Annotated in this window: 18 protein-coding genes; 17 read left to right on the top strand and 1 reads right to left on the bottom strand. The window is 41.7% G+C overall.

The features are described from left to right. Nucleotides 1-23 precede the first annotated feature (23 nt). The 6 genes from hypB to MTT09_RS05940 all read left to right on the top strand — a co-directional run bounded on the left by hypB (nucleotide 24) and on the right by MTT09_RS05940 (nucleotide 4,115). Nucleotides 24-836 carry a hydrogenase nickel incorporation protein HypB gene (hypB, locus tag MTT09_RS05965; RefSeq protein WP_429803134.1) on the top strand — a complete coding sequence of 271 codons (813 nt, stop codon included), beginning with the start codon at nucleotides 24-26 and terminating at the stop codon, nucleotides 834-836. After that, nucleotides 836-1,075, top strand: a complete 240-nt coding sequence (locus MTT09_RS05960) for a HypC/HybG/HupF family hydrogenase formation chaperone (RefSeq protein ID WP_009293878.1) — start codon at nucleotides 836-838, stop codon at nucleotides 1,073-1,075. Before hypB ends, MTT09_RS05960 begins: the two co-directional genes overlap by 1 nt. Next, entirely contained in the window at nucleotides 1,075-2,163 is a 1,089-nt protein-coding gene (gene hypD, locus MTT09_RS05955) for a hydrogenase formation protein HypD (RefSeq protein ID WP_429803132.1), read from the top strand. The genes MTT09_RS05960 and hypD overlap by 1 nt, the downstream gene beginning before the upstream one ends. Before the next feature lie 8 nt (nucleotides 2,164-2,171). Continuing rightward, nucleotides 2,172-3,164, top strand: a complete 993-nt coding sequence (hypE, locus tag MTT09_RS05950; RefSeq protein ID WP_429803130.1) for a hydrogenase expression/formation protein HypE — start codon at nucleotides 2,172-2,174, stop codon at nucleotides 3,162-3,164. Next, nucleotides 3,164-3,505 carry a hydrogenase maturation nickel metallochaperone HypA gene (gene hypA / locus MTT09_RS05945; RefSeq protein WP_429803128.1) on the top strand — a complete coding sequence of 114 codons (342 nt, stop codon included), beginning with the start codon at nucleotides 3,164-3,166 and terminating at the stop codon, nucleotides 3,503-3,505. The genes hypE and hypA overlap by 1 nt, the downstream gene beginning before the upstream one ends. 196 nt (nucleotides 3,506-3,701) lie before the next feature. After that, complete coding sequence (locus tag MTT09_RS05940; protein ID WP_012001810.1) at nucleotides 3,702-4,115, top strand: hypothetical protein; 414 nt, start codon at nucleotides 3,702-3,704, stop codon at nucleotides 4,113-4,115. A gap of 69 nt (nucleotides 4,116-4,184) precedes the next feature. Here the strand turns inward: MTT09_RS05940 and MTT09_RS05935 are convergent, their stop codons facing one another. Continuing rightward, nucleotides 4,185-6,650: an AsmA-like C-terminal domain-containing protein gene (locus tag MTT09_RS05935; RefSeq protein ID WP_429803126.1), complete on the bottom strand. Its 2,466-nt coding sequence runs from the start codon at nucleotides 6,648-6,650 to the stop codon at nucleotides 4,185-4,187. Nucleotides 6,651-6,723: 73 nt separating this feature from the next. Here MTT09_RS05935 and mltG point away from each other — a divergent pair, with 73 nt between their 5' ends. The 11 genes from mltG (at nucleotide 6,724) to sdhE (ending at nucleotide 18,201) form a co-directional block, all read left to right on the top strand. Further along, a complete protein-coding gene (gene mltG, locus MTT09_RS05930; RefSeq protein WP_103558483.1) occupies nucleotides 6,724-7,668 on the top strand; it encodes an endolytic transglycosylase MltG in 945 nt (314 codons plus the stop codon). Nucleotides 7,669-7,731: 63 nt separating this feature from the next. Then, nucleotides 7,732-9,906 carry an NADP-dependent isocitrate dehydrogenase gene (locus tag MTT09_RS05925; RefSeq protein WP_429803123.1) on the top strand — a complete coding sequence of 725 codons (2,175 nt, stop codon included), beginning with the start codon at nucleotides 7,732-7,734 and terminating at the stop codon, nucleotides 9,904-9,906. A gap of 3 nt (nucleotides 9,907-9,909) precedes the next feature. Then, nucleotides 9,910-10,803, top strand: a complete 894-nt coding sequence (locus MTT09_RS05920) for a lactate/malate family dehydrogenase (RefSeq protein ID WP_429803121.1) — start codon at nucleotides 9,910-9,912, stop codon at nucleotides 10,801-10,803. An 8-nt stretch (nucleotides 10,804-10,811) separates the two neighbouring features. Continuing rightward, nucleotides 10,812-11,123, top strand: a complete 312-nt coding sequence (locus MTT09_RS05915; protein ID WP_009293870.1) for a 4Fe-4S dicluster domain-containing protein — start codon at nucleotides 10,812-10,814, stop codon at nucleotides 11,121-11,123. Then, a complete protein-coding gene (locus MTT09_RS05910; protein WP_429803119.1) occupies nucleotides 11,120-12,250 on the top strand; it encodes a 2-oxoglutarate synthase subunit alpha in 1,131 nt (376 codons plus the stop codon). The genes MTT09_RS05915 and MTT09_RS05910 overlap by 4 nt, the downstream gene beginning before the upstream one ends. Further along, the gene (locus MTT09_RS05905; RefSeq protein ID WP_021091283.1) at nucleotides 12,240-13,085 is read left to right on the top strand and encodes a 2-oxoglutarate ferredoxin oxidoreductase subunit beta; all 846 of its coding nucleotides are present in this window, start codon (nucleotides 12,240-12,242) and stop codon (nucleotides 13,083-13,085) included. Before MTT09_RS05910 ends, MTT09_RS05905 begins: the two co-directional genes overlap by 11 nt. Then, nucleotides 13,082-13,633 carry a 2-oxoacid:acceptor oxidoreductase family protein gene (locus tag MTT09_RS05900; protein ID WP_429803116.1) on the top strand — a complete coding sequence of 184 codons (552 nt, stop codon included), beginning with the start codon at nucleotides 13,082-13,084 and terminating at the stop codon, nucleotides 13,631-13,633. Before MTT09_RS05905 ends, MTT09_RS05900 begins: the two co-directional genes overlap by 4 nt. A gap of 40 nt (nucleotides 13,634-13,673) precedes the next feature. Next, a complete protein-coding gene (locus MTT09_RS05895) occupies nucleotides 13,674-14,096 on the top strand; it encodes a heat-shock protein (protein ID WP_429803114.1) in 423 nt (140 codons plus the stop codon). A 431-nt stretch (nucleotides 14,097-14,527) separates the two neighbouring features. Further along, a complete protein-coding gene (gene sdhA, locus MTT09_RS05890; protein WP_429803112.1) occupies nucleotides 14,528-16,366 on the top strand; it encodes an 8-methylmenaquinol:fumarate reductase flavoprotein subunit in 1,839 nt (612 codons plus the stop codon). Between the two features lie 9 nt (nucleotides 16,367-16,375). Then, nucleotides 16,376-17,341 carry an 8-methylmenaquinol:fumarate reductase iron-sulfur subunit gene (sdhB, locus tag MTT09_RS05885; RefSeq protein WP_429803110.1) on the top strand — a complete coding sequence of 322 codons (966 nt, stop codon included), beginning with the start codon at nucleotides 16,376-16,378 and terminating at the stop codon, nucleotides 17,339-17,341. Between the two features lie 2 nt (nucleotides 17,342-17,343). After that, entirely contained in the window at nucleotides 17,344-18,201 is an 858-nt protein-coding gene (gene sdhE / locus MTT09_RS05880; protein WP_429803108.1) for an 8-methylmenaquinol:fumarate reductase membrane anchor subunit, read from the top strand. The last annotated feature ends 17 nt before the right edge of the window (nucleotides 18,202-18,218 follow it).

Raw genomic sequence — 18,218 nt, 5'->3', positions numbered from 1 at the left:
AATTAATAAAAAAGGATAAGAAAATGTGTAAAGATTGCGGTTGTTCAATGGGAAATCACGCCCACACTCACACTCACGCTGATGGCACTACTCACTCACACCCACACACTCATGATGGGCGTACAGATCACGCTCATGACGCACACGAGCATAGCCACGAGGCTCACGCACACCCTGTGCTAAACGAGAGCAAAACCATAGATGTGATAGAGAAAATTCTATCTGAAAACGACAAAGAGGCAGCTCACAACAGAGCACATCTTGATGAGAAAAAGATACTTTGTGTAAATTTGATGAGTAGTCCAGGCGCTGGCAAAACTACGCTTTTGGAGGCTACGATAAAGGCTGGTAAATTTAAAATAGGCGTTGTCGAGGGAGACTTGGAGACCAATCAAGATGCCGACCGCATAGTAAAAGCTGGCGCAAAAGCTCATCAGATAAGCACAGGTCAGACCTGCCATTTAGACGCATTTATGGTGCATGAGGGGCTTCATCACCTGCCACTAAATGAGCTTGATCTAGTCTTTATAGAAAATGTTGGAAATTTAGTCTGCCCTGCAAGCTACGACGTTGGCTCACACTTTAACACTGTGCTTCTTTCAGTGCCAGAGGGCGATGATAAGGTGAGCAAATATCCAGTGATGTTTAGGGCTGCTGACGTGCTTTTGATCACAAAAGCTTCGCTTGCACCGCACTTTGACTTTGATATCGAGCGAGTGAAAAACGACGCTAGAAAGCTAAATTCAAAGGTCGATATCTTTGTGGTAGATAGCAAAACAGGCGAGGGCATCGATAAGTGGATAAGTTATTTGGAATTTAAAAAAGAGCTAAGATAATGTGTCTTTCGATCCCTTCAAAAGTAATAGAAATAGATGAAAACAACGTTGCTACCGTTGAAACCTTGGGCGTTACTAGAAAGGTAAGCCTTGACCTCATCTCTGAAGAGGTAAAAGTTGGCGAATACGTGCTAATCCACGTTGGATACGCCATGCAAAAGATCGATACGCAGTTTGCGCTTGAGAGCTTGGAGGTCTATCAAAAGATCGCTGAGGATATGGACGCGGGGAAAATTTGATGGATCTTATCAATGATTTTCGCGATAAAAATTTAATCCTTGCCCTTTCAAAACTCATCCAAAAAGAGAGCGTAAAACCGCTAAACATTATGGAAATTTGCGGCGGTCACACGCATAGCATTATGAAATTTGCACTGCCAAGCTTGGTTGGAGAGCATATAAATTTCGTCCATGGCCCAGGCTGTCCAGTCTGCGTGATGCCAAAGAGCCGCATAGACGAGGCCTGTAAGCTTGCTAGCATGAAGAATGTGATCTTTTGCACGCTAGCTGACATGCTAAGAGTGCCTGGCTCAAAGACAAGCTTGCAAAAGCTTCGTGGTGAGGGACACGACATAAGGGCACTTTACACGCCACTTGATGCGCTAAATATCGCTAAGCAAAATCCAGACAAAAAGGTCATATTTTTTGCCATTGGCTTTGAGACGACGACTCCGATGAGTGCAAATTTGGTTGAAAAAGTGGTGCAAGAGGGCATTAAAAATTTATACTTTCATATAAATCACGTGACCGTCCCAGCGCCAGTTAGAGCTATAATGAGCGATGAAAACGTAAGGATAGACGCATTTTTGGGACCAAGTCACGTGAGCGTCATCACGGGCAGTAAAATTTACAAAGAGTTAGCGAGCGAATTTAAAAGACCTATTGCCATTAGCGGTTTTGAGCCGCTTGATATCATGGCAAGTGTGCTAAATTTAGTCCGTCAGCAAAACGCAGGCACGTATGAAGTCTATAACGAGTATGCAAGGGCGGTCAAAGAAGAGGGTAACGTCAAGGCAAAAGAGCTCATAGCTAAGTATTTTGAGCCGTGCGACTTTGTCTGGAGAGGTCTTGGCGAGATAACGCAAAGCGGCATGAAACTAAAAGATGAGTTTGCCTATCTTGATGCCAGAGTGCAGTTTGACTGCAGCGTAGAGAGCGCTGGCGAGAGCAAGGCTTGCATTTGTGGGCAAATTTTAAGAGGGCTGGCAAAGCCGACTGATTGCAAGGTCTTTGGTAAGGTCTGTAACCCGCAAAATCCGATAGGATCGTGCATGGTTTCAAGCGAGGGCGCTTGTGCGGCATATTTTAAATACGCAAGAGTTGGTTAAGGAATTTAATGAAAAAGATAATGCTAAGCCACGGCGGCGGCGGCGAGGAGATGAACTCGCTTATAAACGAGACGATATTTAAAATTTTTGATAACGAAATTTTAAGGCAGAGCAACGACTCAGCGATACTAAATTTAAACGGCAAGATTGCATTTAGCTCCGATAGCTTTGTGGTAACTCCCATTTTTTTTAATGGCGGTGACATCGGCAAGATCGCAGCTTGTGGCACGATAAACGACATAGCGATGGTTGGAGCAAGCGCAAAATACCTAAGCTGCTCGCTCATCATCGAAGAGGGGCTAAGCATAGAAGAGCTTGAAAAGGTGCTTGGCTCACTTGCAAAAACATGCAAAGAGAGCGGTGTAAGCGTCGTTTGTGGCGATACGAAGGTTGTGCCAAAGGGCAAATGCGACAAAATTTTCATAAACACAGCAGGCATCGGCGAGATAGTTTGCGAAGGCGTGGAGCTTAAAAATTTAAAAGCAGGAGCAAAAATTCTCATCTCTGGAGATGTTGGCAGACACGGCGGTGTGGTGCTAGCAGCTAGAGAGGAATTTGAGCTTGGACTTGATCTAAAAAGTGACTGCAAGAGCCTAAAAGAGGTTGTCTTAAAGCTCTTTAGCGCTGGTATAAAGCCACAAACTATGCGCGATGCGACAAGAGGCGGGCTAAGTGCGGTGCTAAATGAGTGGGCTAAATTTAGTAAATTTGACATCTTGGTCTTTGAGGAAAATATCAAGGTCGCAGATGAAGTGATGGGCGTTTGTGAGCTATTTGGATTTGAGCCTTATGAGCTTGCAAATGAGGGCACTTTTGTGATGGCTGTCGATGAGAGTCAGGCTGAGGACGCACTTAAAATTTTAAGAGAATTTGATAAAAACGCGATGATAATAGGCGAAGTAATGGAGGCAAAAAACGAGCGTGTCATCATCGAAAACGCCTATAAATCAAGAAGATTTCTCGAGCCGCCAAAGGGTGAGCTACTACCAAGGATCTGCTAATGCACGAGCTTAGTATCGTTCAAAATTTAGTTAGCCTTTGTGAGAAAAATGCCGCCAAAGAAAATGCCAAAGAGATAAGCAAGATCGAGATAAAAGTTGGCCGCTTAAGCGGAGTGGAACCACACTATCTAGAGAGTGCCTTTGATGTTTATAAGACTGGCACGATCTGCGAAAACGCCAAGCTTGTCATAAATTTACAAGGCATTGTTGTAGAGTGTTTGGATTGTGGATTTGGCGGGGAGCTTAGCGAAAATGACTTTACATGTCCAAAGTGCAAAAGCCAAAATTTAAAGGTAACTGACGGCGAAGATATGTATCTTATGCGCCTTGAGATGAAGTAAAATTTTACGTATTATAATGCGTAAAATTTTATGAATTTATTAATTTTTATGGATAGTATTAAATTTTTCTCAATCAAACGCCTAAAGAGCTATAAAAACGAGCAAGAGCATAAAAAGAACTTTTTGCTAGTACAGGCTGGCTTAAAAGCTTAGTATTTTGTAAATAGCTACGAGAAATTTAGCTTTTAAAGCTTTGGTGGATAATAACAAGGTAGATATTTTAAGCTCTTTTGGCGGCTACTTCAAGCTAGATGATCTCTTTGTCTCAAAGCAAACTTTTGGATTTTGGGCAAAAATCATCGATGAAGCCAAAATCCACAATGATATCGTCAATCTTGATAAGCTTGATTTTAAAAAGTATTCTAAATTTAACCGCAAAAATAAACTTTTAAACTATCAAAAAGTAAAGATTTTATATGACCTTGCTGTTAAAATTCGAAACCGAGCATTTCATTTTGAAAATCTTTATAAGCTAAATGACGATCAAACGCCGAGAATTTCAACTCGTGTTGGTAAAACTTTAGTAGGCATTGACCCGCAAATGTTAGAATATTTTATTAATGATGCGTTGTTTTGTTTTGATGAGTATCTGGCAAGATACTTAGAATGAGTGGCGGATAATAAGCTCCGCCGTAAAATTCGCAAAAGTTTATACTAAGCAATATTTTTGCGTAATACTTTACTCAAATATCAAAAACGGAGCTTGCAGGACGTTTCTTATTATCTTTAGTGGCGAGAGCAGGGCATCTTGCAAGATCTGCGTCGAATACTCTGGCTTTTCAGTCGTGCCACGTATAGCGATGACGGTTGAGAGCGAGCGGTCTTTGCCAAGGATGATTTGGTTGATAAGTGGGATCTTGTCGATGATGCCGCTTGCGTCTTTTAGTATCTTTAGCTCAAGGTCGATGTTTATCTTTTTGCTCTTTAGATCGATCGTGCCGCGTCCGCCGATATCTGCGCTCGTGCCTATCATCTCAATCGCTAAAAACTCGATCACGTCGCCCTTTCTTGTAAGTAAAATTTTGCCGTTTTTAACAGTAAAACCCTTGTTGTTAAAATCAGGCGTTTTAAAGCTAAGAAGCGATGGCACCGAGTTTAAAAAGCTTAAAAGCCTTTGATAAAAGATGTAGTCTTTTAGATACGTGCCAAAAAATCTGACCTCAGCCTTGAAATTTTTCGAGCTCTCTCCAAGCATTTTTAGGCGAAATTTACCGCCCTCAAAGCTCTTGGTGCCTAAAAGACCATTTATAAACTCGCCACTTATATCAGTTGCGTCTAAATTTATGCTTTTCTCATCGCTAAAATATCCAACTCTGCCTTGCTTTGCTAGTCCATTTAGCGAGGTGCTTTTGCCTTTTTTCTCGGCGCTAAAGCTGGTAAATGGCAAGGTTTTGTTAAGGTCTTGCAAAATGATGTCGCCATTTTTTGCAAAAAGCTCAAGTGGCGTGCTTTGCTCTTTTGTGCTGTTATCATCAAGCACTAACAAATTTAGGTCGTTGCTCTTAGCTTCTATACCTTTTTCGGTGATATTTAAAGAGAGTTTTTTGCTCGCACTTTGCACTTTTACGCCAGCCTTTGAGACCGTGATCAAAAAGTCGTCACTATCATATTTTGAGCCATTTTTATCCAAAAACGGCATGTCAAATTTAAGCCCTTTTGCCAAAATTTCAAGATTAGTAAAGTCCTTGCTCTTTATGCTCACATCATCAAAGCCAAGCATGCCATTTTGCTTTAAAAGTGGGGAGTTTTGCATGATGAAGTTGCTATTTTTCGTAGCTATCACGCTCTCATCGCCAAAGCTTAAATTTATCCCAAAAGGCTCAATGCTAAGCGTGGTCTTATCTGGCTTACTAAAGTCAAGAAGTGCAGTAAATGGCTCATTTTTAAAGGCTAAAATTTCATCATTTTTCTCTTTTAGATCAAAGCTTTCTATGACGCCTTTTATCTCGCCGGTGCTTTTTTGTAAATTTATATCTACTTTTGCATTTGCTCTGAAAAAATCAAGCCCAAAGCCGCTTGCATCGATGTTTAGCACAGAAGTATTTATGAGCTTTACAAGGGCGCTTTTAGCGTTAAATTTACTCCCAGCGATATCTAAAACCGCATCACTTATCTTAAAATCGCCATTTGCGATAACGCTTTTTTCATCAAAATTTTCTAAGCTCTTCTCATCAAGCTTTATCAAAATTTTTAGGCTAGCGTCCATTTTGCCGCTTAACTGCTTAACTGGCACGATGATCTTATAAGCTCTTAATATATCATTTATCGCCTCATCGTAAATAGAATTTGTCTTTATAAATAGCTCTAAATTTGCGCTCTTTTCATCAAAGATATTATTTATCGCGACATTTGAACCATCAAGCTTTTTGCCCTTATAAACAGGCGCTATGAGGTCAAATTTAAGCTTTGAGTTATTAAGCGTGATGTTTGCCTCAGCTACATTTATGGCTGGTAAGCCTTTATCAAATTTAACAAGTAAATTTTTAGCATAGGCAGTCGCATTTAGATCGTTTAGATAAAAGTCATTTTTGGCAATATCGACCTTGCCGTTTATCTCATTTAGATGATAGTCGTTTGCCACGATGTAGCCATATATCCAGTTTTTAACCTCGCTGTTTAGGTGTATGCGGCTATCAAGCTCAGCGATGAAGTCCTTTATGCTGCCAGCATTTACGTCATAGGCTTTGTAGGTTAAAAGCGTATCTTTTAAGGCAAAGCTAAGCTTGCCATTTAGCTCGTGCGAGGTGAAATTTCCATCAAATTTATAATCATCCTTGTCAAAATTTGCACTGCCCTCGCCGCTAATGCTTACATTAAAATCTTTAAGGCTTAAATTTCTTACTATGAAGCGGTCTACGCCATTTTGTTGCTCGTTTTGAAATTTGATATCGATGTTTAGATAAGGGCTATCAACGAAAAATATATCGTCTAAAAATAAAATTTTGATCTTAAAATCATCGCCGATTTGCACGCTCTCAAGCGAAATTTCTTGAAAAAAGGTCTCAAGATAATCAACGCCTTGACTAAGGTTTAAAAGCTGCTTGTCGCTGGCTTTTTGCTCTGCGTTTTGTTTAAATTTAGGTAGCTTGATCTGCTTTGCTCTTACAATTATTTTTTTATCTAACTTTATATATAATTGCTCCAATTTTACGCCGTAAAGCTCGAAATCGTTAATTTTTATGCCGTATTTTAAAAGCAAAAGAAGCGAAAGAATCAAAATGATAAAAAATTTTATAAAAAAGCCGTATCTGGATATTTTCTTTGATATCGTACTCATCGTTGTCCTAAGTGTATTTGTTTATTTGGCACGCCCCATAAACACGAGCAAGGTCGTCTTTGTGCCAAAGGGAAGTGTGGGCGAAATTATATCTTATTTAGCTAATCGCAACTTTAACTTAAGCGCGATCGACAAATACGCCATGCGCTTTATCGGCTCGCCTCAGTCTGGCTGGATCGAGATAGGCAAAGATAAAATTTCAAGGATTGATTTTTTAAAAAAATTAGCCAAGGCAAAGGCTGCGATGACCGAGATCACGCTCATCCCTGGCGAAACTACGATCGTTTTTTTAAACCAGATAGCAGCCCAGCTAGGACTTGACGGAGCTAAACTAAATAGCGAGTATAACGCCCTTGCGCCAGTTAGCGACGGCTTTTTGATGCCAAATACTTATAAGATCCCAGTTGGCATCAGCGAAAGACATCTGGCATATTACCTCGTAAATTCATCTAAAAAGGCGCAAAGCGAGATCAGCAGAAAAATTTTTGGCGAATACAACGAGAAAAAGTGGTTTAAAATTTTAACCATCGCTTCAATCATCCAAAAAGAGGCCGCAAACGACGCTGAGATGCCACTTGTCGCTTCAGTCATCTATAACCGCTTAGATAAGGGCATGAGGCTGCAGATGGACGGCACGCTAAACTATGGCATCTACTCGCACGATGTGATCACAGCTGAGCGCATAAGAAGCGACATGAGCGAGTTTAACACATATCTAAACGACGGCATACCGCCAAGTCCAGTCTGCTGCGTCTCTATAAGTGCGATAAAAGCGGCGATAAACCCTGCAAAGAGCGATTATCTATACTTTGTGCTTGATAAAAAGGCGAAAAAACACATTTTTTCAAAAACATTAAGCGAGCACAATCAAAATATCGCAAAATAGGGCTAAAATACAACTAGCTTTAATAAAAAACGTGATAAATTTCAAAAAATCAAAAGGGCTAAAATGAGTGACATTATCTGGACTAAAACCGACGAAGCACCGCTATTTGCAAGCTACTCTCTCTTTCCTATCGTTAAGAGCTTTTTATCACGCGCTGGCATTAGTATAACTAGGGCTGATATAAGCCTAGCTGGGCGAATTTTATCTCTTTTTAGCAAAGAGCTTGGGCTAAACAAGGCCGATGAGCTAGAGCTTTTGGGTGAGCTAACCGCGCACAAAGAGGCAAATATCATAAAACTGCCAAACATCTCAGCCACGCTTGTTCAGCTAAAAGCAGCTATTGAGGAGCTAAGAAGCAAGGGCATAAACGTGCCATTTTACCCAGACGAGATCATCACAGACTACGACGAAGAGATCGCTAAAAAATATGCAAAAGTGCTTGGTAGCGCTGTTAATCCAGTGCTAAGACAAGGAAACTCAGATAGAAGAGTTTTGCCGCCGGTTAAAGAATTTGCCAAAAAGCACCCACATAGCAACGGTAACTGGGACAAAGCAAATAAAACTAAAATTTGCTACATGCAAAAGGGCGATTTTTACGAAAATGAACGCTCAATAATCGCTAGCAAAGATGAGAAATTTTATATAAATTTTATAAATTTAGATGGCAAAAAAGAGCTTTTAAAAGAGCTTGCCGTTCAAAGTGGCGAGATCGTAGATGCTACCTTTTTAAGTGCAGATGAGCTAGATAAATTTTATGAAAGTTGCTTTGAAGCTGCGCAAAAAGAGAATTTGACCTTGAGCTTGCATCTAAAATGCACGATGATGAAGGTTAGCGATCCAGTTATCTTTGCTCACGCGATAAAGAGTTATTTTAAAGAGGTTTTTGAGCTATTTGGCGATGAATTTAAGGCTCACGGCGTTGAGGCAAAAAACGGCTTAAAAGATATGTTTGCTAAAATTTATCAGCTTAAAAACAAAGATGAAATTTTGGCTAAATTTGATGAAATTTTGAGCAAAAAAGCAAAAATTTGGGCATTAAATGAAAATGCCAGCAATTTTGACGTGCCAAATGACGTCATCATCGACGCCTCCGTGCCAGCGCTCATTAGAAACTCTGGCAAGATAAAAGATAAGGATGGCGAGCTAAATTTCTCACTTTGCATGATTCCAGACAGAACATACGCTAGGGTTTATGAGGCCTGCGTGGCGGACTTTAAAGAGCATGGCGCGCTTGATGTGAGCAACATTGGCAGCGTGGCAAACGTGGGGCTAATGGCTAAAAAGGCCGAGGAATATGGCAGTCACGATAAGACCTTCATCGCAAAAGAGGACGGAGAATTTGTAGTTTTTGATGAGGCGGGCAAGAACGTCTTTAAATTTAGCGTCAAAAGTGGCGACATTTTTAGGATGACGCAGGCGAAGGACGATGCGATAAATGCGTGGTTTGAGCTTGCCTTAAAAAGGGGCGAAATTTCAAAAGATGAGCTTATATTTTGGCTAGATAGTAGCCGTGCTCATGATAGAAATTTAATAGCTAAATTTGACAAATTTAGAGATAAATTTACTAATGCTGGAGTTAAATTTGAAATTTTAAACTATGAGCAAGCAACTAAAAGATCGCTTGAAGCAATAAGGGTTGGCAAAGACGTCATAGGCGTCACTGGCAACGTTTTAAGAGACTATCTAACCGATCTTTTTCCGATATTTGAGCTAGGTGGCAGCTCAAAAATGCTCTCAGTAGTGCCACTACTTGCTGGTGGAGCGATGTTTGAGACAGGAGCTGGCGGAACGGCTCCGACACTTGTAAAAGAGCTAAAAGAGAAAAATCACCTGCTTTGGGACAGCCTGGGCGAGTTTTTAGCGCTTAGTGCATCGCTTGAACATCTAGCGTTTTTTAGGCAAAAAAAAGAGGCAAAAGAGCTAAGTGATGCACTAAATAGAGCCGTTGCTAGCTATTTGGACGAAAATAAAACGCCAAATGCCACTCTTGATACCAGAGAGTCGCACTTTTATCTAGCGCTATTTTGGGCGAGAGAGATGGCAAAAAGTGGCGGAATTTTAAGCAAAATTTTTGAAAATTTAGCAGACGAGCTAGAAAAAAATGAGAGCGAAATTTTAAAGCAGATTAGAGAAAATGATGGTGCAAGCGTGGAATTTGGCGGATACTACCTGCCAGATGAAGCAAGGGCAAATGAGGTCATGAGACCAAGTGAAATTTTAAATCAAATAATAGGATAAGAGATGAAAATAAGTGTAGTTGGAGCTGGAAACGTCGGTGCTAGCATAGCTTATGCGCTTTGTATGAGAGAGCTTTGCGATGAGATCGCGCTTGTGGATATATTTGGCGATGTGGCGCGCGCAAAAGCGATCGACCTAGCGCAGTCAAGCTGCGTCTTTAACGCTAAAACTAGCGTTTGTGGTGGCGATGATTTTGTGCTAATTGAAGGCAGTGACATCGTCATAGTCACAGCTGGAAGCCCAAGAAAAGAGGGTCAAACTAGAGAAGATCTGCTACTTAAAAACGCCGTTGTCGTAAAGCAAACTGCGCAAAAGATAGCTGAATTTGCCAAAAACGCAGTGATAATCGTAGTCACAAATCCGCTTGATGTGATGGTCTGGACGGCTCATAAATTTAGTGGTTTTAGCAAAAACAAAGTGATCGGCATGGCTGGCGAGCTAGATAGCGCAAGGTGCAGATATGAGCTAGCGCTTTTAAAAGATAAGGACGCCAGCAAGCTAATAGCAAAGATCGTCGGCGCTCACAATGACGAGATGATCGTGTCAGCTAGCAATATCAGTGAAAATTTAAATGAAAATGAGCTAAAAGTGCTCAAAAAAGAGACAAGCACTGGTGGCGCAAAGATCGTTAAACTGCTTGGCACTTCAGCTTACTACGCACCAGCGGCTGCGGCTGTGAAGATGTGCGAGATGATCGTTGGCAAGAGCGATGAGATAATAAGCGCTAGCGTGCTAATAGATGATGAGCTAAGCTGCGGCAGGCTAGTAAGGCTCGGACGTGATGGCTTAAAAGAAATTTTAGAGCTAAATTTAGACGAAGACGAGCAAGAGCAGCTAAACAAAAGTGAAGCTGAAATTAGAAAAAATATCAAATTTTTAAAAGAAAACTTAGAGTAGGAAGATATATGATCGTAAAAGAAAATGTCCCAGTTTGGGTCGATGAGAGCAGGTGTAAGGCCTGTGATGTCTGCGTGAGCTACTGCCCAGCAGGCGTGCTAGGTATGAGGCTTGAGCCAAAGGCGGTGCTTGGCAAGATGATAGAGGTGGTCTATGCCGACTCATGCATAGGATGCCGTGACTGTGAGCTTCACTGTCCTGATTTTGCCATTTATGTGGCTGATAAAGGCTTTAAATTTGCAAAGCTAACGCCTGAAAGCAAAGAGCGAGCTGCGGCTGTAAAGGCAAATAAATTTGCAAAACTTGGAGAGAGCGCATGAGAGAGGTAGTATCAACTGGAAATGCCCTAGTAGCAAGGGCTGCGGTCGAGTGCGGCTGTAACTTCTTTGGCGGATATCCTATCACTCCAAGTAGTGAGATCGCCCACGAGCTAAGCGTGCTTTTGCCAAAACATGGCGGCACATTTATACAAATGGAAGATGAGATAGCTGGGATTTCAGTAGCTCTTGGTGCAAGTGCTAGCGGTGCTAAGGCAATGACTGCAAGTTCTGGTCCAGGAATTTCACTAAAGGCTGAGCAAATAGGCCTTGGATTTATCGCTGAGATACCGCTTGTCATCGTAAATGTCATGCGCGGTGGCCCTTCAACTGGCTTGCCAACCCGCGTAGCGCAAGGCGATATCTTGCAGGCTAAAAACCCAACTCATGGCGATGTAAATATGATAGTGCTAGCCCCTAGTAGCCTAGAGGAGTGCTATACGCAGACGGTTCGCGCCTTTAATCTCGCAGCTAGGTTTATGACACCAGTTATGTTGCTACTTGATGAGACGATAGGCCACATGCAAGCAAGGGTTAGTTTGCCAGAAATCAGCGAGCTAGAAATTTATAAAAGAAAAGAATTTAGTGGCGAGCCAAAAGAGTATAAACCCTACGAGGCAGCACCAGACGCGCCAGCCACGCTAAATCCTTTCTTTAAAGGCTACCACTACCACATAACTGGGCTTCATCACGGCTCAACTGGCTTTCCAACAGAAGATGGCAAGATCGTTGAATACTCGATGAATAGGCTGTTTAACAAGATAAATTTACACACTGATGAGTGCGAGAAATTTGAAGAATTTATGCTTGATGACGCTGAAATTTGCATCATCGCCTTTGGTAGCGTGGCTCTCTCAGCTAAGCAAGCGATCTTAAATTTACGTGAAAAAGGGCTAAAAGTAGGGCTATTTAAGCCACTCACACTTTTTCCAGCTCCAGCTAAAAAGCTAAAAGAGATATCAGATAAATTTAAGAAAATTTTAGTCTGCGAGCTAAATTTAGGTCAATATAGTGGCGAAATTTCAAAGATCATCTTAAGAGATGACTTTGCAAAACTGCTAAAAGCAAACGGCAGACCGATAAGCCCAAGCGAGATCGAGGCGAAGATAGGAGAAATTTATGGCTTTTAATTATGATAAATATTTACGAACAGATAAAATGCCTACTCTTTGGTGCTGGGGCTGCGGCGACGGCGTCATACTAAAGGCTCTCATCCGTGCTATCGACACCATGGGCTGGGACATGAACGACGTTTGCGTGGTCTCAGGCATAGGCTGCTCTGGGCGTTTTAGCGGATATCTCGACTGCAACACCATCCACACAACTCACGGCAGAGCCGTAGCATATGCCACTGGCGTAAAGATGGCAAACCCAGACAAGCACGTCATCGTGGTAACTGGAGACGGCGACGGACTAGCTATCGGAGGCAACCACACGATACATGGATGTCGCCGAAATATCGGGCTAAATCATATCTTAATCAACAACTTCATCTACGCACTAACCAACTCGCAAACCAGCCCAACCACGCCAAAGGGCATGTGGACGGTCACAGCGCAATACGGCAACATCGATCCTAGCTTTGACGCCTGTAAGCTCGCAACTGCCGCAGGCGCTAGCTTTGTCGCACGTGGAAGCGTCATCGAGCCAGAGAAGCTTACAAAGCTCTTTGTAGAGGGCTTTAGCCACGATGGATACAGCTTTTTTGATGTATTTTCAAACTGCCACATAAATTTAGGCCGCAAGAACAAAATGGGCGAGGCGGTGAAAAATTTAGAGTGGATAAAGGGCCGCACGACGAGCAAGGTCAAATTTGACATGCTAAGTGACGAAGAGAAAAAGGGCATTTTCCCACTTGGCGTGCTTCACAAAGATGAAGAAAAGATCGAATACACTAAGGCTTACGACAAGGTAAGAAGGGCTGCTATGAGCAATGAAGCGATAAATTTTGAGGAGCTAGCATGAAGTCACAACTAAGATTTGTCGGCGTTGGCGGACAGGGCGTCATACTAGCAGGCGAGATCCTCTCAGCCGCCAAGATAAAAGCGGGCGGTTACGGCGTCAAGGCATCTACCTACACATCTCAGGTGCGTGGCGGTCCAACGAAGGTCGATATCATACTTGATGAGAAAGAAATTTTATATCCTTATGCAAACGAGGGCGAGATAGAATTTATGCTGGCAACTGCGCAGATAAGCTACGATGCCTTTAAAAGTGGCGTGAAAGAGGGCGGTGCGATCGTTGTCGAGCCAAATTTGGTAAAAGTAAGTGATGAGGACAAAAAGCGCTGGAAAATTTATGAAATTCCTATCATCTCTATCGCAAAAGACGAGGTCGGAAACGTCATCACTCAAAGCGTAGTAGCCCTTGGTGTGGCTGTGGCGATGAGTAGGTGCATGGATGAAAATTTAGTGCGTGAAGAGATGCTAGCAAGCGTGCCAGCTAAGGTCAAAGAAGCAAACGCCCAAGCTTACGAGCTAGGCCTAAAATACGCAAAAGAGCTTTTGAAATAGAAAATTTGGCTAAATTTAAATTTAGCCAAAACCTCCCAAAATGGATCAGATAAAACTAGAAAATTTCCGCAAAGAATATGGCTTTGATATGCCTATCATTAGGAGCTTGCCGGCTGGTGAGTGCTTAAAACTAAGAGAGAATTTACTTCATAAATTTAGTCTAAATGATATAGATGAGTTTTTTAAGATAGATAAATTTAGCAAGTTTGATGGCTTTAATGCGGACGAAGCAAATTTTGATCTCAAGACCGCTTTTAGCAAGCTTGGCATCGCCACGCCAAATGAAATTTGCATAAATTTTAATAAATTTAAGAGCATTGATATTTTGCGCTTTGATGATCTCTTTAAATTTTTTAGCGATATCTGGTATCCGTCACTTGATGATATTGAGATATTTGATATAAATTTAAGCTTTATTATTTCAGTCAGACACTACGGGGCTATCTATTATTTTACTCTCTAGATATCAAAAATTTACAAATTTATATGATTTTTGATAATAATACGATTTTTATCCCATTTAAATTTATTAGTTTTAATTATTTATTTAGTTTTAAGAAATATCCTCAAAGATACGTAAAATTGGCTATTTTATAACATTTTGTCTATTTTTATTAGTATATATTGCGTGGTAATATCATTTTTCATTTTTATCAAAATAATAAATTTATAAGTAGTAGCTACAAACACGATAAAATGGTCTTTTTCTAAATGATTTTAGCTATCAAATCTCACTATATAACCTAAAATAAATTCTTATGTTTCTTTTAAGTAAATTTTATGTAAAGTTACATCATTAATTTTTTAATTAATCTACTTATTTTAAAAAATATTAAGAAATGAACTGGCGGTGCGTTTTAACGCTAATAAACTTATTAAAATAGGAAGTTATCAATGAGTGAAAAATTTACCAGAAGAGAATTTCTACAAAGCGCCTGTATCAGCGTAGGTGCGCTAGCTACAACAGCTGGTGCGACCAATGTTTTTGCTGGCGAGTTGCCAAAGGGCAATGAAAATGGCTTGCCATCTGTTGATGTGCTAATAATCGGCTCTGGCGGTGCTGGACTTCGTGCAGCAACAGCCGTTCGCAAGCAATATCCAAACTCAACCGTCGTTGTCGCTACAAAGATGATGCCATCACGTAACGCGACCTGTATGGCAGAGGGCGGTATAAACGGCGTTACTGACTTTAGTAACGGCGACAGCTTCAAGCTTCACGCCTATGACACCGTAAAAGGCGCAGCTTATCTTGCTGATCAAGATGCAGTTGTGAAATTTTGCGAGGCAGCAGGCGCAGTTATCCACGAACTAGACTACAACGGCATGCTTTTTTCTCGTAAAGATAATGGCGACGTGGCATTTCGTTTCATGGGTGGCGCTAGCAAAAAACGCTGTAACTACGCAGCCGATAAAACTGGCCACGTTTTGATGCACGCCTGTCTTGACGACGCTATCACAGCTGGGGTTAAATTTTTAATGGATCATGAGCTACTTGAGATCGGTCTTGAGGATGGCAAGGTCGAAGGTGTCGTGCTTCGCAACATCCAAGATGGTCAAATTTACCCAGTTCTTTGCAAATCTCTAGTCATCGCAACTGGCGGATACACTAGAATTTTCTATAACCGCACTTCAGTTCCATTTATAGCAACAGGCGATGGTATCGCTGCTGCGCTTAAAGTAGGTCTTGGTTTTGAAGACCCTGAGATGCTTCAGTTTCACCCAACTGGCGTTCAAAACGGCGGCACACTTATCACAGAAGCTGCTCGTGGTGAGGGTGGTTACTTGTTAAACAACAAGGGCGAGCGCTTTATGAAAAACTATCATGAAAAAATGGAGCTAGCTCCCCGTGACGTCGTCGCTCGTGCGATCGAGACAGAAATCCGCGAAGGTAGGGGTTTTGGCGAGGGTATGAGTGCTTATGTACTTTGTGATGTTCGCCACCTTGGCAAAGATACTATTATGAAAAAGCTTCCAAAAATTCGCCACACAGCGATGCTTTTCCAAGACATCGACCTAGTCGAGCAACCAGTGCCTATCCGCCCAACAGCTCACTACTCAATGGGTGGCATAGAGGTAGCTAAATTTGATGATATGAGCACAAAAATCCCTGGAATTTACGTAGGTGGCGAGGCTTCATGCGTATCTATCCACGGCGCAAACCGCCTTGGTGGAAACAGCCTAACTGACGCAGTTGTAACTGGTGATCTAGCTGGCAAAGGTGCTGGCGCTTACGCTCAAAATGCAAAATTTGCAAGCGGCAAAAAGACTTCTGAGCTAGCAAAAATGTGGCAAGATAAATTTAAAGCCATAGCAACAGGTGAGGGCGGCGTAAATGATATGTACGCACTTCGCGAAGAGCTTGGTAAAAACAACTGGGATCTAATGGGTATCTTTAGAACTGGCGCAAAACTAGATCAGCTCTCTAAAAACCTAGAAGCTATCCAAGCAAAATATGACACCATCAAAGTGCCAAATCAAAACCCAGTAATGAACACAGCATTTACTGACTACGTCGAGCTTGGCAACCTTATACTTCTTTCTCGTGCAGCATGTCTTGCAGCGCAAAATCGTCTTGAGAGCCGTGGCGCTCACACAAGAGAGGACTATCCAAAAAGAGATGATGTAAATTTCTTAAAACACAGCATAGTTACACTAAAAGACGGCAAGTTGGAGCTTGGCTACAAAGATGTTGTGACAGGCATATTTTCACTTGACGGCAAGAAGCCAGAGTAAGGAGCTAGGATGAAAATTATTATCGACCGTTTTGACGGAACTAAAAAATATGAATCAACTTATGAGCTAACAAACGAAGAGATCGCAGGTAAAACGCTCTTAACAGTGCTTTTTGATATCAAACAAAAAAAGGATGCGACATTAAATTTCACAGCATCTTGTCGCTCAGCGATATGTGGAGCGTGCGCTGTTAGAGTAAATGGTCACTCATATCTAGCTTGCGATACAAAGATGAATGAGCTTTTGGCTGAGTATGGCAACCCAGATACTATTAGAATTTCACCACTTGGAAATTTCAAGGTTATCTCAGACCTTATGGTGAATTGGGAGCCAAGTATAGAAAATTTACGCAAGATCAAGCCTAGCATAACAGCTAAGCCAGAATTTAGCGCCGAAAAAGGCTGTAAGCAAAGCCAAAAAGAGTACGACAAAGTCGCACTTGAATGGGACTGCATACTTTGTGGTGCATGCGCTAGCGAGTGTAATAAACTTGAAGCAGACGCGAGTGACTATATGCAGCCATTTGTATTTGTTCATGCTTATAGGGCTGCCTTTGACTCACGTAGCAAAGATCCTATGCCACACCTAAAACCAGCTATCGATAATGGCCTTTGGATGTGTGTAAAATGCCAAGAGTGTGCTGATCGCTGTCCAAAAGGTATAAGCGCATGCGCTGATATAACTGATCTTCGTATCATGGCTATACAAAAAGGCTTTAATGAGGGCATGGGACCAGATCACGCTGAGGCGTTCTTAACTGATCTAGTTGATGGCTCAGGCAGACTAAATGAGGTTAGACTTGCACTTCGTTCAGAAGGTGTTATCAAAAATATGGGCAAACTAGACATCGCTGCAAACTTAATGCTTGCTGGCAAGATGAATCCGCTTCATGTATTTGGCGAAGAAGATATAGAAGGACATGACGATCTAGTAAAAATGATAAATGCGGCTCGCAAAGCTGCTAGTAAGGAGTAATTATGCAAAATGAATTCGCTTTTTTCCCAGGATGCGTACTCACTCAAGCAGCTAAAGAGGCTAAGATGTCGCTTGAGGCCATCGCTCCAGTACTTGGCTGGAAGCTTCACGAGATAAAGGGCTGGAGCTGCTGTGGTGCTCAACAAGCACAAGACGTAGATCCTATGGCTACACTTGTAGCAAATGCTAGAAACATAGCGCTTGCAGAGCAGATGAATATGCCGATGCTTACGACATGCTCAACTTGTATGCTAACTCTAACAAGAGCTAAAAGCACGCTTGACAAGGGCGCAAAAGATCGTATCAATACATTTTTAGCTGAAGGCAATATGAAATATAATGGTACATCTGAGGTAACAAGCCTTCTTTGGGAGCTTTACCAAAATGTTGATACGCTAAGAGCAAAGGTTGTTAAGCCACTTAGCGGTCTAAAAGTAGCGCTATTTTACGGCTGCCACAGCCTAAGACCTGAAAAAGATCTACATAACAGAGAAAGCTCGGTAAATCCAAAGAGCTTTGAAACTGTTGTAAGCGCACTTGGTGCTACTATCGTGCCATTTGAGAAAAGACTTGACTGCTGCGGCTTCCACGCTAGCTATCCAGCTGGAAAATCAGTAAGAAAAATGTCAAGCCAGATCGTAAATAACGCTGATCAAAATGGCGCAGACGTAGTTGTGACTCCGTGCCCACTTTGTCAAATGCAACTTGACATCTATCAAGAGAGATATCAAGATGAGAACCACTCAGATGTTAGAAAACCTATCATCCACCTCTCTCAGCTTGTAGGTCTTGCACTTGGTCTATCTGTCGAAGAGCTAGGTCTTGATCTAAACATCATCGACGCTAGCAAGATAGCGTAAATTTATCCCACGTCTTT

Origin of the sequence: Campylobacter concisus (assembly GCF_050447505.1) — a bacterium.
Lineage (GTDB): Bacteria > Campylobacterota > Campylobacteria > Campylobacterales > Campylobacteraceae > Campylobacter_A > Campylobacter_A concisus_BP.
This window is presented reverse-complemented; position numbering and strand designations above follow the sequence as displayed.